The sequence below is a fragment of the Methylobacterium indicum genome, from assembly GCF_017347565.1.
Taxonomy (GTDB): Bacteria; Pseudomonadota; Alphaproteobacteria; order Rhizobiales; family Beijerinckiaceae; genus Methylobacterium; species Methylobacterium indicum.
This window is the reverse complement of sequence record NZ_AP024145.1, coordinates 5,238,936-5,253,746: the sequence shown is the minus strand read 5'-3', so window position 1 is coordinate 5,253,746 and position 14,811 is coordinate 5,238,936. Positions and strand designations below refer to the sequence as shown.

At 72.3% G+C, this 14,811-nt stretch carries 13 protein-coding genes; 9 read left to right on the top strand and 4 right to left on the bottom strand.

Translation table 11 applies throughout. The features are described from left to right. Positions 1-16 precede the first annotated feature (16 nt). Positions 17-2,095 (top strand): hypothetical protein, encoded by a 2,079-nt coding sequence (locus miv_RS24365; protein ID WP_207179391.1) that lies wholly within the window; start codon positions 17-19, stop codon positions 2,093-2,095. A gap of 118 nt (positions 2,096-2,213) precedes the next feature. On the opposite strand, the gene miaA is transcribed toward miv_RS24365, so the two are convergent. Continuing rightward, entirely contained in the window at positions 2,214-3,146 is a 933-nt protein-coding gene (gene miaA, locus miv_RS24360; RefSeq protein ID WP_207179390.1) for a tRNA (adenosine(37)-N6)-dimethylallyltransferase MiaA, read from the bottom strand. Between the two features lie 62 nt (positions 3,147-3,208). Between miaA and serB the strand changes: the two genes are divergently transcribed. From serB to dxs, 6 genes are all read left to right on the top strand, one after another. Beyond that, positions 3,209-4,105, top strand: coding sequence for a phosphoserine phosphatase SerB (gene serB / locus miv_RS24355; RefSeq protein WP_207179388.1), 897 nt, complete (start codon positions 3,209-3,211; stop codon positions 4,103-4,105). A gap of 54 nt (positions 4,106-4,159) precedes the next feature. Further along, positions 4,160-4,789, top strand: coding sequence for a DNA-3-methyladenine glycosylase I (locus miv_RS24350; protein ID WP_207179386.1), 630 nt, complete (start codon positions 4,160-4,162; stop codon positions 4,787-4,789). Between the two features lie 26 nt (positions 4,790-4,815). Then, complete coding sequence (locus miv_RS24345; protein WP_207183619.1) at positions 4,816-5,400, top strand: HD domain-containing protein; 585 nt, start codon at positions 4,816-4,818, stop codon at positions 5,398-5,400. A 19-nt stretch (positions 5,401-5,419) separates the two neighbouring features. Beyond that, positions 5,420-5,932, top strand: a complete 513-nt coding sequence (locus miv_RS24340; RefSeq protein ID WP_207179380.1) for a tyrosine phosphatase family protein — start codon at positions 5,420-5,422, stop codon at positions 5,930-5,932. A 129-nt stretch (positions 5,933-6,061) separates the two neighbouring features. After that, complete coding sequence (locus tag miv_RS24335) at positions 6,062-6,352, top strand: exodeoxyribonuclease VII small subunit (protein WP_048431453.1); 291 nt, start codon at positions 6,062-6,064, stop codon at positions 6,350-6,352. 69 nt (positions 6,353-6,421) lie between these two features. Further along, positions 6,422-8,410, top strand: coding sequence for a 1-deoxy-D-xylulose-5-phosphate synthase (dxs, locus tag miv_RS24330; RefSeq protein ID WP_244748688.1), 1,989 nt, complete (start codon positions 6,422-6,424; stop codon positions 8,408-8,410). Between the two features lie 43 nt (positions 8,411-8,453). Here the strand turns inward: dxs and miv_RS24325 are convergent, their stop codons facing one another. Beyond that, entirely contained in the window at positions 8,454-8,996 is a 543-nt protein-coding gene (locus miv_RS24325) for a superoxide dismutase family protein (protein ID WP_207179376.1), read from the bottom strand. Positions 8,997-9,210: 214 nt separating this feature from the next. Between miv_RS24325 and miv_RS24320 the strand changes: the two genes are divergently transcribed. Both miv_RS24320 and miv_RS24315 read left to right on the top strand, forming a co-directional pair. Further along, a complete protein-coding gene (locus tag miv_RS24320; RefSeq protein WP_207183618.1) occupies positions 9,211-9,954 on the top strand; it encodes a TlyA family RNA methyltransferase in 744 nt (247 codons plus the stop codon). Then, positions 9,951-11,213, top strand: a complete 1,263-nt coding sequence (locus miv_RS24315) for a class I SAM-dependent RNA methyltransferase (RefSeq protein WP_207179375.1) — start codon at positions 9,951-9,953, stop codon at positions 11,211-11,213. The genes miv_RS24320 and miv_RS24315 overlap by 4 nt, the downstream gene beginning before the upstream one ends. 181 nt (positions 11,214-11,394) lie before the next feature. Here miv_RS24315 and miv_RS24310 read toward each other — a convergent pair whose 3' ends face one another. Both miv_RS24310 and miv_RS24305 read right to left on the bottom strand, forming a co-directional pair. Further along, positions 11,395-13,767: a hybrid sensor histidine kinase/response regulator gene (locus tag miv_RS24310; protein ID WP_207179373.1), complete on the bottom strand. Its 2,373-nt coding sequence runs from the start codon at positions 13,765-13,767 to the stop codon at positions 11,395-11,397. A 146-nt stretch (positions 13,768-13,913) separates the two neighbouring features. Next, positions 13,914-14,684 carry an NAD kinase gene (locus miv_RS24305; RefSeq protein WP_048427735.1) on the bottom strand — a complete coding sequence of 257 codons (771 nt, stop codon included), beginning with the start codon at positions 14,682-14,684 and terminating at the stop codon, positions 13,914-13,916. Positions 14,685-14,811: the final 127 nt, after the last annotated feature.

Below are 14,811 nucleotides of genomic sequence, written 5' to 3'. Positions count from 1 at the left end.
CCCAACGGTATCGTTCATGCTGAGCCTCAGCCTCGCCCCGCTCGTCCCCATCCCCGTCCTCTGGGCCTTGGGCGGGCTCGCCGCGATCCTGGCCGTGGTGGCGTTCCTCGCCCGCGGGCCGGTGGCGCTGCTGCGCGTCCTCGTCCTCGCCCTGGTGCTGCTGGCGCTGGCCAATCCCTCGCTGGTCCAGGAGGAGCGCGAGCCGGTCAAGGACATCGTCGCCGTGGTGGTCGACCGCTCGGGCTCGCAGGGTCTGGGCGACCGCCCGGCGATGACCGAGAAGGTCAAGGCCGAGCTGCAGCGGCGCCTGGGCACCCTGACCGAGATCGAGCCGCGCTTCGTCGAGGTGCCGGAAGCCGGCGGCGACGAGGGCACCCGGCTGTTCACGGCGCTCTCGAGCGCGCTCGCCGACGTGCCGCCCGATCGCCTCGCCGGCGTGGTGATGCTGACGGACGGCGTCGTGCACGACATCCCGGCGAGCCTCGCGGCCGCGAGCTTCAAGGCGCCGCTCCACGTCCTGGTCACCGGCCGGCCCGACGAGCGCGACCGGCAGATCCGCCTGATCGAGGCGCCCCGCTTCGGCATCGTCGGGCGCGACCAGACCATCCGGGCCGAGGTGATGGAGCGCGGCGGCACCGGCTCGGCCGTCGTGACCGTCCGCCGCGACGGCGAGGAGGTGGTGCGCCAGTCGGTCCGCACCGGCCAGCCCTTCAACCTGACGCTGCGGGTCGAGCATGGCGGGCCCAACGTCGTCGAGATCGAGGCCGAGGCGCTGCCGGGCGAATTGACCACCGCCAACAACCGCGCGGTGCTGCCGATCGAGGGCATCCGCGAGAAGCTCCGGGTGCTGCTCGTCTCCGGCGAGCCGCATGCCGGCGAGCGGACCTGGCGCAACCTGCTCAAGTCCGACGCCAACGTCGATCTCGTCCATTTCACCATCCTGCGTCCGCCCGAGAAGCAGGACGGCACGCCGATCTCCGAACTGTCGCTGATCGCCTTCCCGACCCGCGAGCTGTTTCAGCAGAAGATCAAGGATTTCGACCTCATCGTCTTCGACCGCTACGCCAACCAGAGCGTGCTGCCGTCGAGCTACTTCGACAACATCGTGCGCTACGTGCGCGAGGGCGGGGCGCTCCTGATCGCGGCCGGCCCCGAATTCGCCTCCGCCGCCAGCCTCGCCCGGACGCGGCTCGCCGCGATTCTGCCGGGCGAGCCGAACGGACGCGTGGTCGAGCGGGCCTACAAGGCGGCGCTGACCAATAGCGGCCAGCGCCACCCGGTCACCCGCGACCTGCCGGGTTCCGAGGCCTCGCCCCCGGCCTGGGGCGACTGGCTGCGGCTCATCGGCGCCGAGGTCCGACCGGGCGTGACCCCGATCCTGTCCGGGGCCGATTCGCTGCCCCTGCTCGCGCTGTCGCGCGAGGAGAAGGGCCGGGTGGCGCTCCTGCTCTCCGACCATGCCTGGCTGTGGGCCCGGGGCTACGAGGGCGGCGGGCCGCATCTCGACCTGCTGCGCCGCCTCGGCCACTGGCTGATGAAGGAGCCGGCGCTCGAGGAGGAGGCGCTGCGCGCCGCCACCACGGGCCACGGCCGCGAGGTCCGGGTCGAGCGGCAGACCATGGGCGACACCGCCGAGCCCGTCACCGTGACGGCGCCGAGCGGCAAGACCCGCACCCTGACGCTGAACCCCGACAAGCCGGGCCTGTTCGCCGCCGCCTTCAAGGCCGAGGAACTCGGGCTGCACACCCTGCGCTCCGGCAACCTCGTGGCTTTCGTCAGCGTCGGGCCGGCCAATCCGCGCGAACTGGTCGACGTGTTCAGCGACACCGAGCGCCTGCGTCCCCTCGCCGAGGCCACCGGCGGCTCGGTGCGGCGGCTGGCCGAGGCCGGCGGCGGGATCGCGATCCCGCGCCTCCAGCTCACGCGCTCCGGCCGGCTGTCCGGCTCCGACTGGATCGGCTTTCGCCCGAGCGACAGCGCGGTGGTGCGGGGCGTCTCGGTCTATCCGCTGGGCCTCGGCCTCGCGGCGCTGGCAGCCCTCGCGGCGGCGGTGCTGGCGATGTGGCTGGCGGAGGGGCGGCGAGGGCGGGTATGATACGAGATCCGGAAGATGACTTCCGGATCTCGTATCACCAGCCAGCGCGGCGCCTGAGCGAAGCCGCTTTCCGCATCGCGAAGCGATCAATCGGAAAGCGTATGAGCGGTACCCGCCGTCACGCGGGCCCGTCCCATATCCCCGCCTCGACCCCGGCCATCGCCGCCTCCGGCGCCAGCCAGGTCCAGTCCGGCCCAGCCTGGTGGCGGAACCACGTCACCTGCCGCTTGGCGTAGCGGCGCGTATCGGCCTGGCCCCGCGCCACCGCCTCGTCATACGGGAGGTCGCCGCGCAGATGCGCGATCAGCCCCGGCACGCCATGGGCGCGCATCACCGGCAGCATCGGGTCGAGGTCGCGGGCGGCCAGTGCCTCCACCTCGTCGAGGGCGCCGGCCGCCATCATGGTGAGGAAGCGGGCGTCGATCCGGGCCCGCAACGCGTCTCGATCGGGCGTAAGGAAGAGCTTGATGCAGGGCAGGCCGGTGAGGGGACCCGGCCGGCGGGTGGCCTGGAAGGCGGCGATCGGCCGGCCCGTGGCGGTCAGCACCTCGAGCGCGCGCAGCACCCGCAGGCGGTCGTGGGGGTCGAGCCGGGCGGCGCCCTCGGGATCGCGGGCCGCGAGGGCGGCGTGCAGCTCGGGCGTCTCGCGCCCCTCCGCCTCGGCCCGCATCGCGGCGCGGACCGCGTCGGGCACCGGCGGGATCTCCGACAGACCGTCGGTCAGCCCCATGAAATAGAGCCCGGTGCCGCCGACGACGATCGGCAGGCGGTCCGTCTCCCAGGCTTCCGCCAAGGCCGCAGCGGCCGCGGCGAGGTAATGCCCGACGGAAAAGTTCACCGCGCCGTCCACGCTGCCATAGAGGCGGTGGGGCGCCTGCGCCGCCTCGTCCGGGGCGGGGCGGGCGGTCAGGAGGTGCAGGTCGCGGTAGACCTGCATCGAATCGGCGTTGATCACCACGCCGCCGTGCCGGCGGGCCAGCGCCAGCGCCAGCGCCGACTTGCCCGAGGCGGTCGGCCCTGCGATGAGGATCGCCCGAACCCGCCCGTCCATGCCTGCCCCTCTTCACGCGTGCGGGCGGGACGCGCCGCCTGAGACGAGCCCCGAGATCCCCGATGACCCTGGTCGCCACCCTGATAGCAAACCCGGAGCGCCCCGCCATCACCGACGCGGTGCTGGCCGAGGCGCGGGCGCTGCTGGCGACCGAGCATCAACCGCGGATCCTGCACGGCGAGGTCGCGGCCGAGATCCTGGTCGAGGGCGTGCCCGCCGCGGCTCCCGCGCTCGCCGAGCGCCTGCGCGCGGCGCTCGCCGGCGAGCCGATCGACGTCGCCGTGCAGGCGGTGACGCCCCACCGGCGCAAGCGGCTCTTCCTCGCCGACATGGATTCCACCATGATCGGCCAGGAATGCATCGACGAGCTCGCCGACGAGGTCGGCCTCAAGGAGCACGTCGCGGCGATCACCGAGCGGGCGATGCGCGGCGAGATTGCCTTCGAGCCGGCGCTCCGGGAGCGGGTCGGCCTGCTCAAGGGCCTGCCCCTCGCGGCGGTCGAGGCGGTGATCGCTCAGCGCATCACCCTGATGCCGGGCGGCCGCACGCTGGTGCGCACGCTCAAGGCCCACGGCGCCTACACGGCCCTGGTCTCGGGCGGCTTCACCCTGTTCACCGGGCCGGTGGCGGCGCGGATCGGGTTCGACGAGCACCGCTCCAACCGACTCGTGACCGAGGGCGATATGCTCGCCGGCACCGTGGCGGAGCCGATCGTCGGGCGCGAGGCCAAGCGCGACGCGCTCGTCGAGCTGCGCACCCGCCTCGGCCTCGACTCGGCCGAGACCCTGGCGGTCGGCGACGGCGCCAACGACCTCGCGATGCTGGAGGAGGCGGGCCTCGGCGTCGCGTTCCGGGCCAAGCCCGCGGTCGCCGCCGCGGCCCATGCCCGCATCGATCACGGCGACCTCACCGGGCTCCTCTACCTGCAGGGCTTCGCGGCGGCCGAGTTCGTCGGGTAGGCCGAGTTCGCCGGGTCGCTTGCCTCGCCTCCCCGCATCGTGACACGAGACCGGATGTCGACCGGACTGATCCTGCATCCCGACGGGCACCCGCGCTGCTGGTGGCCGGGCACCGACCCGCTCTACGTCGCCTATCACGACACCGAGTGGGGCGTGCCCGAGCACGACGACCGCGCCCTCTACGAGAAGCTGATCCTCGACGGATTCCAGGCCGGCCTGTCCTGGATCACCATCCTGCGCCGGCGCGACGGTTTTCGGAGCGCCTTCGCGGGATTCGAGCCGGAAGCGATCGCGCGGTTCGGTCCGGCGGAGGTCGAGGCGCTGATGCAGGATACCGGCATCATCCGCAACCGCGCCAAGATCGAGGCGACGATCCGCAGTGCGCGGGCCTGGCTCGCCATCCAGGAGCGCGGCACCGGCTTCTCCGCCTTCCTGTGGGACTTCGTCGACGGGCGCCCGCTCCAGACGAAGGCCGAGACCCGCGCCGAGATCCCGACCGAGACCGAGATCTCGCGAAAGATGTCGAAGGCGCTCAAGGCGGAGGGGTTCGGCTTCTGCGGCCCGACCATCGTGTACGCCTTCATGCAGGCCGTCGGCATGCTCAACGACCACCTCGTCGGCTGCTGCCGTCACGCGCCCTGCGCCGCCCTGCCGGGACCGGGTGGCCTCGGGGTTCGGACGTGAGCGCCCAACCGCGGGCGTGGCAGCGGATGCTGTCGGGGCGGCGCCTCGACCTCCTCGATCCCTCGCCTCTCGACGTCGAGATCGCCGACATCGCCCACGGGCTCGCCCGTGTCGCGCGCTGGAACGGCCAGACCGCGGGCCCGCACGTCTTCTCGGTGGCCCAGCATTCGCTGCTCGTCGAGGCGATCGGCGGCGCCTTCGAGCCGGCGCTCGGAGCGGCTGGGCGGCTGGAACTGCTGCTCCACGACGCGCCCGAATACGTGATCGGCGACATCATCTCGCCGTTCAAGGCGGCGATCGGCCATTCCTACAAGGCGGTCGAGACCCGGCTGCTCGCGGCGATCCGCCTGCGCTTCGGCCTCGCGCCGGCGCCGAGCGCCGCGACGCAGCGCCTGATCAAGCGCGCCGACCGCCTGAGCGCCTATCACGAGGCGACGCGGCTCGCCGGCTTCGCAGAGGCCGAGGCCGTGCGGGTGTTCGGCAAGCCCGAGCGCGTCGAGGCATCCCTCGACGCGCTGCTCGTCCCCTGGCCGACCGCCGAGGCGCAGGGCGCCTTCCTCGCCCGCTTCCACGCCCTCGCCGAGGCGGGGCAGGCGGCCCACGCTTCCTAGACAAGGACCCTCCGCCGCCATGCCGACCCTGCATGTCTGCCCCCTGTCCCGCCTGCCCGAGACCGTGGACGCGACGGGCGCGCGCCACGTGGTGACGCTGATCAATGTCGGCACGCCGGTGATCCGGCCGCCGAGCATCGCGGAGGCCGACCACCTGTTCGTCGGCGTTAGCGACATCACCGACGCCCTCGACGGCCACGTCCTGCCCGACGAGGCGCATGTCCGGCGCCTCCTCGACTTCGTGCGCGCCTGGGACCGGGCCCGGCCCCTGGTGATCCACTGCTACGCCGGCATCAGCCGCTCGACCGCTGCTGCCTTCATCGCGACCTGCGCGCTGCGGCCGGACCGGGACGAGGCCGAGATCGCCCGCGAGCTGCGCGCCGCCTCGCCCTCGGCGACGCCGAACCGGCGCCTCGTCGCGGTGGCGGACGCGATGCTCGGCCGGGACGGGCGCATGGTGGCGGCCATCGCGGCGATCGGCCGCGGCGCCGACGCCTTCGAAGGCGAGCCCTTCAGCGTCACCATCGAGTGATTCTACTGTGGCCGAAAGGCAGCCCTGGCGCGCAAACGGGCATCCGCACTCCTGCGTCGCCGGGGAAGGGTTGTTTCACGTCACCTCACTCGCCATAACCCGATGCTCATCATGGGAGCATCGTCACGCATGTCCGCAGCCCGGTCCGATGCCAGCCGCGCGGCAGCCTCCGCACCCGCCGGCCCGACCGGAACCGCGGATCTGCCGTTCGAGAAGGCCCTCGAGGAACTCGAGGGCATCGTTCAGCGCCTGGAACAGGGCAATGTCCCGCTCGACGAATCCGTCGCGATCTACGAGCGGGGCGAAGCCCTGAAGCGCCATTGCGAGACGCTGCTGCAGCGGGCCGAGGCGCGCATCCAGCGCATCACCCTCGGGGCGGACGGACGTGCCGCCGGGACGGCGCCACTCGATGTCGCCTGATCGCTCCCATTCATCCCGCGCCGGATTCCGGCGGCGGGTTTCCTCCTTCCGGACGTGAGGATGGCTCCGGTGTCACCGCTCAACCTTCCCCTCCTCGACCGCGTCCGCGTTCCCGCGGATCTGCGCCAGCTGCCCGAGAGCGACCTCGCCCAGCTCGCCGCCGAACTGCGCGCCGAGACCATCGACGCCGTCTCGGTCACCGGCGGCCATCTCGGCGCCGGCCTCGGCGTCATCGAGCTCACCGTCGCCCTCCACTACGTCTTCAACACCCCCGACGACCGCATCATCTGGGACGTCGGACACCAGGCCTACCCCCACAAGATCCTCACCGGACGCCGCGACCGCATCCGCACGCTCCGCCAGGGCGGCGGCCTCTCGGGCTTCACCAAGCGCTCCGAGAGCCCCTACGATCCCTTCGGCGCCGCCCATTCCTCCACCTCCATCTCCGCCGGCCTCGGCATGGCGATCGGCCGCGACCTCGCGGACGCCGCCGCGAAGGCGCGCGGCGAGACGCCCCCGCGCCGCAACGTCGTGGCGGTGATCGGCGACGGCTCGATCTCGGCCGGCATGGCCTACGAGGCGATGAACAATGCCGGCGCGCTCAAGAGCCGCCTCATCGTCATCCTCAACGACAACGACATGTCGATCGCGCCCCCCGTCGGCGCCATGTCGTCCTATCTCGCCAGGCTCGTCTCGGGCGACACCTACCGCTCGCTTCGCGACACCGCCAAGCAGTTCGGCCGGCTGCTGCCCAAGGCCCTCTACGACACCGCGGCCCGCGCGGAAGAGTATGCCCGCGGCATGCTGGCCGGCGGCGGCACGATGTTCGAGGAGCTCGGCTTCCACTATGTCGGCCCGATCGACGGGCACAACCTCGAGCACCTGCTGCCGGTGCTCAAGAACGTGCGCGACGCCCCCGACGGCCCGGTTCTGATCCACGTCGTGACCCAGAAGGGCAAGGGCTACGCCCCGGCCGAAGCCGCGGCCGACCGCGGCCACGCGGTGGTGAAGTTCGACGTGGTGTCGGGCAAGCAGACCAAGGCCAAGCCCAACGCCCCGGCCTATACGCGGGTGTTCGGCGAGAGCCTGATCAAGGCGGCGGATGCCGACGACAAGGTGGTGGCGATCACCGCGGCGATGCCCTCGGGCACCGGCGTCGACCTCTTCTCGAAGGCGCATCCCGACCGGACCTTCGACGTCGGCATCGCCGAGCAGCACGCGGTGACCTTCGCGGCGGGGCTGGCGACGGAGGGGTTCAAGCCGTTCTGCGCGATCTACTCGACGTTCCTGCAGCGCGGCTACGACCAGCTGGTGCACGACGTGGCGTTGCAGAACCTGCCCGTGCGCTTCGCGCTGGACCGCGCGGGTCTGGTCGGCGCCGACGGGGCGACGCATGCGGGCGCCTTCGACCTGGCGTATCTCTGCTGCCTGCCGAACATGACCGTGATGGCGGCGGCCGACGAGGCCGAGCTGGTGCATATGGTGGCGACGGCCCACGCGCATGATACGGGGCCGATCGCGTTCCGGTATCCGCGCGGCGAGGGCGTCGGCGTCGAGATGCCCGAGCGGGGCGAGGTGCTGGAGATCGGCAAGGGCCGGGTGATCCAGCGCCCGGAGGGAGCGCGGGTGGCGCTGCTCAGCCTCGGCACGCGTCTGGCGGAAGCGCTGAAGGCGGCGGAGCGTCTGGAGGCGGCCGGCATCGGCGTGACGGTGGCGGATGCGCGGTTTGCCAAGCCGCTCGACGAGGCGTTGATCCTGGATCTCGCGGGAAGCCACGAGGTTCTGGTGACGCTGGAAGAGGGGTCGGTCGGCGGCTTCGGCGCGATGGTGCTGCACCTGTTGTCGTCGCGCGGAGCGCTGGACGACGGCCGGGTGCGGGTGCGCACGCTGACCTTGCCGGACAGCTACCAGGACCACGACACACCGGAGCGGATGTACGCCGAGGCCGGGCTCGACGCTCCCTCGATCGTCAAGGTCGTCGAGGAGATCCTCCCGGCCCGCGAGGCCAAGGCTGCGGCCGCCAGCAACGTCGTCAGCGTCGCGCGCCGCCAGCGCTGACCGCGAGCTCGGGCCGCGTCCGGCGGACGCGGCCCGGTCGCCGTTACTTGATGACCGCGCAGGCGATGCGGGCGCCCGCATTGCCGATCGGCTGCGTGATGTGGTCGTCCTCGTTGGCGTGGATGATCAGCGCCGAGCCGTCATTGTCCTTCAGGCCGCCTTCGCCGGTGAGCGGCGTGTCGCTCGACACCTCGGCATTCACCGAGCCGTCGGTGGCGGCAAAGACGTTCGGCATGTCGCCCTCGTCCGGCCCTTCCGGGTGCAGCAGGCCGTGCTTGGCGTTGTCGTGATTGACGTGCGCCTTGGACTCCTGGAACTTGTCGGTGTCGGCACAGCTGCCCACGGCGTGGAAGTGGATGCCGTGCCAGCCGGGCGGCAGGCCGCCGGGCTGGATCGTCACCCGCATCACCAGGGTGTTGGCACCGTCGCGGATCGCGATCTTGCCGATCGTATCGCCCTTGTTGTTGACGATCGGCGCGTCGTAGGTGGTCGGCGCCGCGGGCTTGTCCGCCGCAGGCTTGTCCTGCGCCAGGGCGGGGGCGGCGAGGCCGAGGGCCAGGGTGCTCGCGAGCGCGATATGTCTCATGGAATGAACTCTCCTCGTGTGCCGCCCCATAGCTAGAGCATTTTCCGACGAAGTGGATTCCGGTTCGTCGAAAGAAAATGCGGCAAGATCAAAGACCTAGAGAGCTTCGCGATGGCAACGCGATCGTGAAGCTCTCTCGGGCGCGCGGCGCCCGCGGGGACGGCCGGCCCGCAAGACGACGAGCCGGTCGTAGACGATCGAGAATGGGACGATGATGACGACGGGCGAGCGGCTGCGGGCCGACCGCCTCCTGGTGGAGGCGGGCCATTTCGAGAGCCGGGCGCGCGCGCAAGCCGCGATCGAGGCCGGTCTGGTGCGGGCCGACGGACTCGTGGTCCGCCGGGCCTCCGACCTGATCGCCCGCAGCGCCACCATCGTCGCCGAGGCGCCGCATCCCTACGTCTCCCGCGGCGGGCTCAAGCTCGCTGCCGCCCTCGACGCCTTCGGGATCGACCCCGCCGGCCGGGACTGCCTCGATATCGGCGCCTCGACCGGCGGCTTCACCGACGTGCTGCTGCGCCGGGGCGCACGCTTCGTCCACGCCGTCGATGTCGGCCGCTTCCAGCTCCATCCGAGCCTCGCGGCCGATCCCCGGGTCGCGGCGCTCGAGGCGACGGACGCCCGCGCCCTCACCCCCTTTCCCGAGCCGCCCTCCCTCCTGGTGATCGACGTGAGCTTCATCTCCCTGCGGCTGGTCCTGCCACCCGTTGTCCCGCTCCTGGCGCCCGGTGCCGCCCTGGCGGCGCTGATCAAGCCGCAATTCGAGGCCGGGCGCGAGCATGTCGGCCGCGGCGGCCTGGTGCGGGACGAGGCGGTGCAGGACGCGGTCTGTGCGCGGATCCGGGATCTCGTCGCGTCGCTCGGCTTCACGGTCCGCGGCCTGATTCCGTCGCCGGTCGAGGGCGGCGACGGCAACCGCGAATTCCTGATCGGTGCCGTGCGGGAGACCGGGCGATGAGCGAGGCGACCATGACGACGACCTGCGAGATCGCGCGCCTGGGCCTGCGCGGCGACGGGGTGACGCCGGAGGGCGTGGTGGTGCCCGGCGCCCTGCCGGGCGAGACCGTGCGGGTGGCGCCGGAGGAGGGCACCCGCCCACCCCGTGCCCGGCTCGACGCGGTGCTGGCTCCGTCCCCCGACCGGATCGCACCGTTCTGCCCGTATTTCGGCACCTGCGGCGGCTGCGCCATCCAGCACCTCGCGCCCGCCCCCTACGCGAAGTGGAAGCGCGACCTCGTCGTCGGCGCGCTCGCGCGGGTGGGGATCGAGGCCCCGGTCGGCCCGCTCCTCGACGCCCACGGCACCGGGCGCCGGCGCATCACCCTGCACGTGCGCGCCTCGGACGGAGGGCCGCAGGCCGGCTTCATGGCGGCGCGAAGCCACGCGCTCGTCCCGATCGACCATTGCCCGATCACGGAGGCCGCCCTGCACCGCGCGCCCGAGATCGCCCGGCGGGTCAGCCGTCCCCTCGGCGGCGGAGGGGGCAAGCCCCTCGACGTCCAGGTGACCGCGACCGCGGGCGGCCTCGACGTCGACATCCGCGGCCACGGCCCGGCCTCCGACCGGGCGCGCCAGGCCCTGGTGCTCATCGCCGGCGAGCTCGATCTCGCCCGGCTCTCCCTCCACGGCGAGGTGCTGATCGTGCGCCGCCCGCCCGAGATCCCGGCCGGCCGCTCGCGGCTGGTGCCGCCCTCCGGCGGCTTCCTGCAGGCGACGCAGGAGGGCGAGGCGACGCTCGCCCGCCTCGTCGTCGAGGGAGTCGGCAAGGCGAAACGCGTGGTCGACCTCTTCTCGGGCGCCGGCGCCTTCTCGCTGGCGCTGGCGGAAGCCCATACCGTCCACGCCGTCGAGGGCGAGGACGGGGCGCTCAAGGCGCTCGACCGCGCCTTCCGGGAGACCGGAGGCCTGCGCACCGTGACGACCGAGCGCCGCGACCTCTTCCGCCGGCCGCTGCTGGCGCCGGAGCTCGACCGCTACGACGCCGTGGTGTTCGACCCGCCGCGCGCCGGCGCCGAGGCGCAGAGCGCCCGCATCGCCGAATCGAAGGTGCCGGTGGTGGTCGGCGTCTCCTGCGACGCCGGCAGCTTCGCCCGCGACGCGGCGCTCCTGGTGCACGGCGGCTACCGGCTCGAGACCGTGACCCCGGTCGACCAGTTCCGCCACTCGCCGCATGTCGAGATCGTCGGCGTGTTCAAGCGGCCGGGCAAGAAGCGCTGAGCCCGCGACGCGTCGGAACGGCCGCCGGACCGCACGGGCGGCCCGGCGGAGATCGGTTCATCCGAAATCCGATCGATCGCCTTGCGATGCGGATTTCGGCTTCGCTCGAGCGTGTGGAGCCTGCGGCTCCACCGCGCGGGCCGGTGATACCGCGTCGGGAAGATCCCTTCCGGAAACGGCATCACCCGTCCTTCGGCTCCGCCCGCGCCTCCAGTTCCGCGATCAGGCCCTGGAACGCGGGCGGCACCGGCTCCTGTGACGGCTCGACGTACATCGTCCGCAGCAGCCGGCCGATCTCGCCGAGCGACACGCTGCCCTTGACGATCACACGCTCGGTGTCGCGGCCCAGCCTCTCCTTCTCGGCCGGGGTGATGTCCTTGGCGGTGAGCACCACCACCGGCACGTCGCCGCCATCGGGCCGGGCGCGCAGCTTCGTCAGGAAATCGAAGCCGTCCATCACCGGCATCATCAGGTCGAGGAGGATCAGCGAGGGCCGGCCCTCGTCGAGGCGGGCGAGGCCGGCGGCGCCGTTCTCGGCCTCGCGCACGGTCCAGCCGTCCCGCGACAGGCTGCGGCGCAGGCGGTCGCGGGCATCGGCATCGTCGTCGACGAGCAGCACCGTGCCGGGGGCGTCGGCCGGGCGGTAGCGCTCCATCAAGCCCTTGAGGTGATCCCAGTCGATCGGCTTGACGAGGTAGTCGGTGGCCCCGAGCGCCCGGCCGAGGCCCTGCTCGTTGACCACCGAGGTCATGATCACCGGGGTGGCGGCGAGGTCCGGGTCGTTGCGGATGGCGTGGAGCACCGACCAGCCGTCCATCCGGGGCATCTCGATGTCGAGGAGGATCGCCCGGGGCTTGAGCGCCCGGGCGAGCGCCAGGCCGGCCCGGCCGTCGCTGGCGGTGCGCACCCGGAACCCCTCGCGCTCGAGGAAGCGGGAGAGCAGCTCCCGGGCCGCGGGGTCGTCGTCGACGAGGAGCACCACGTCGTGGCGCTGGGCCTCGGCCTTGGCCTCGGCGAGCGCCCGCACCTCCTCGGGGCCGGGCTCCTCGTCCTGGGCGGTCAGCAGGGCCGGCAGCCGGATGGTGAAGGTCGCGCCCTCGCCGTAGGTCGAGGTCACGGTGATGTCGCCGCCCATGCGCCGGCAGAAGGCGCGGGTGATGGCGAGCCCGAGCCCCGTGCCGCCGAATTGCCGGGTGGTCGATTCGTCGGCCTGGGCGAAGCGCTCGAACAGGCGCCCGCACTGCTCCGGCGTGAGGCCGATGCCGGTATCCGTCACCGAAAAGGTCAGCCAGTCGGCGCCCTCTTCGCTCTCGCGCCGGGCCGAGAGGGTGATGGTGCCGTCCTCGGTGAACTTCGCGGCGTTGCCCAGGAGGTTGACGAGGCCCTGGCGCAGCTTGCCCTGGTCCTGGTGCATGGCGCCGATGTCGTCGGGCAGGTCGAGCACCAGGCGGTTGCGCTTCTTTCCGATCAGGGATGCGGTCGCCGCCACCACGTCGTCGACCATGTCGCGGACGGCAAAATCCTCCGCCGCCACGGTCATGCGGCCGGCCTCGATCTTCGAGATGTCGAGGACGTCGTTGATGAGGCCGAGCAGGTGGCGGGCCGAGGATTCGATCTTGCGCAGGTCCGGCAGCAATTCGGCCTGGCCGAGATCCTCCAGCTCCTCGGCGAGCATCTCGGAATAGCCGATCACCGCCGAGAGCGGCGTGCGCAGCTCGTGGCTCATGTTGGCGATGAACTGGCTCTTGGCGCGGTTGGCGGCTTCGGCGGCGTGGCGCGCCCGGTCGATCTCGGCCTCGGCCTCCTTGCGGTCGGTGATGTCGACATGCATGCCGACCCATTCGCGCAACGACCCGTCCTCGGCGAGGACGGGGGCGGCCCGCACCTCCATGTGGCGCCAGGCGCCGTCGCGTCGGCGCATCCGGTACTCGATCTCGAAGGGCGTGCGCGTCTCGACGGCGCGGGCCCAGGCATCGGCGGCCCGGGCGCGATCGTCGGGATGCACCGCCTCGACCCAGCCCCAGCCCTGGCATTCCTCGTCGCTCTGGCCGGTATAGGCGGTCCAGCGCCATTGCCCGATCGAGAGCTCGCCATTGGCATCCGCCGACCAGATGATCGCCGCGGCGCTGTCGACGAGGGCGCGGAAGCGCTCCTGGGCGTGGCGCAGGCGCTCCTCGGCGGCGCGCCTCCGGGTGATGTCGGTGTTGGTGCCGTACCAGCGCACGATGCGGCCCGCGGCATCGCGAAAAGGCTGGGCCCGGGACAGGAACCAGCGGAAGACCCCATCGGCGCCCTTCAGCGGAAAGGTGTCCTCCCAGGACTCGCCGCTGGCGAAGGCGCGGCGGAAGCGCGCCTCGACCCGCTCGAGGTGGTCGGGGTGGTGGACGGCGCGCCAGCCCCAGCCCCGCATCGTGTCAGGCGTGGTGCCGGTGTAGTCGTACCAGCGCTGATTGTACCAGATGATCGAGCCGTCCGCCTCGGCGATCCAGGCGAGCTGGGGCAGCGACTCGGCGAGGTTGCGGTAGTCGTCCGGCTGCAGGGCGCTCTCGCTCATCGGGCGCGGCCCCGGACGGGGTGCGAGGGCAGGCGGTCGGACATCCGGGGGCTCCGTGGCGAGGCCCCGACCTCGGGGCCCGGCGACGGAACTAAGCGGGAATGAGCCGGCTTCCAGTGCGCCCCGATGCCGTAACGTCGCGGGCCTCAGCCGAACTGCTCGCGCAGGATGCGCTCGTCCATGCCCTGGCCGGGATCGTGCAGCATCACGAGGTCGGTCGAGCGGTCGAGCTGGGTCTCGACCCGGGCGACGCGGCGGAACTCGGTATGGTCGGCCACCGCCGCGACGGGGCGATATTCCGGATCCTTCACCTCGATGCGGATGCGGGCATGGTTGGGCAGGAGCACGCTGCCCTGGCGCCGGGGCCGGAAGGGCGAGATCGGGGTAAGCGCGATCAGCTGCGAGGAGATCGGCAGGATCGGCCCGCCGACCGAGAGGTTGTAGGCGGTGGAGCCCACGGGGGTGGCCGCCAGCACCCCGTCGGCGATCAGTTCCGGCAGGCGGACCTGGCCGTCGATCGAGATCTTCAGCTTGGCGGTCTGGTGGGTCTGGCGCAGCATGTAGACCTCGTTGACCGCCCGCGCCGTGTGGGTGAGGCCGAGCACGTCGGTCACCACCATCAGGAGCGGATGGACGATGCTGCGCTGGGCCACCTCCAGCCGCTCGATCAGGTCGTCGAGGTGGAACTCGTTCATCAGGAAGCCGACGGTGCCGCGGTTCATGCCGTAGATCGGCTTGCCGGTGCCCATGAAGCGGTGCAGCGCCTGGAGCATCAGGCCGTCGCCGCCCAACCCCACCACCACGTCCGCCTCCTCGGGCGGGACGTGGTCGTAGCGCTGCATCAGGAGCTCGGCCGCCTCGCGGGCGTCGGGCGTCGGGCTCGCGATGAAGGCGATCTGGTTGAAGCGCCGCGCCATGTGGGGTGTCCCGACCGCCGAAATCGCACAATCCCGCCGCGCCTCCCTCGACGCGAACGGCCGCCGGGCCGTCGCCGGCCGCGTCGGCGGAAGGCATAGCACGCGGGGGCGGCGTCCCGTCCAGCGG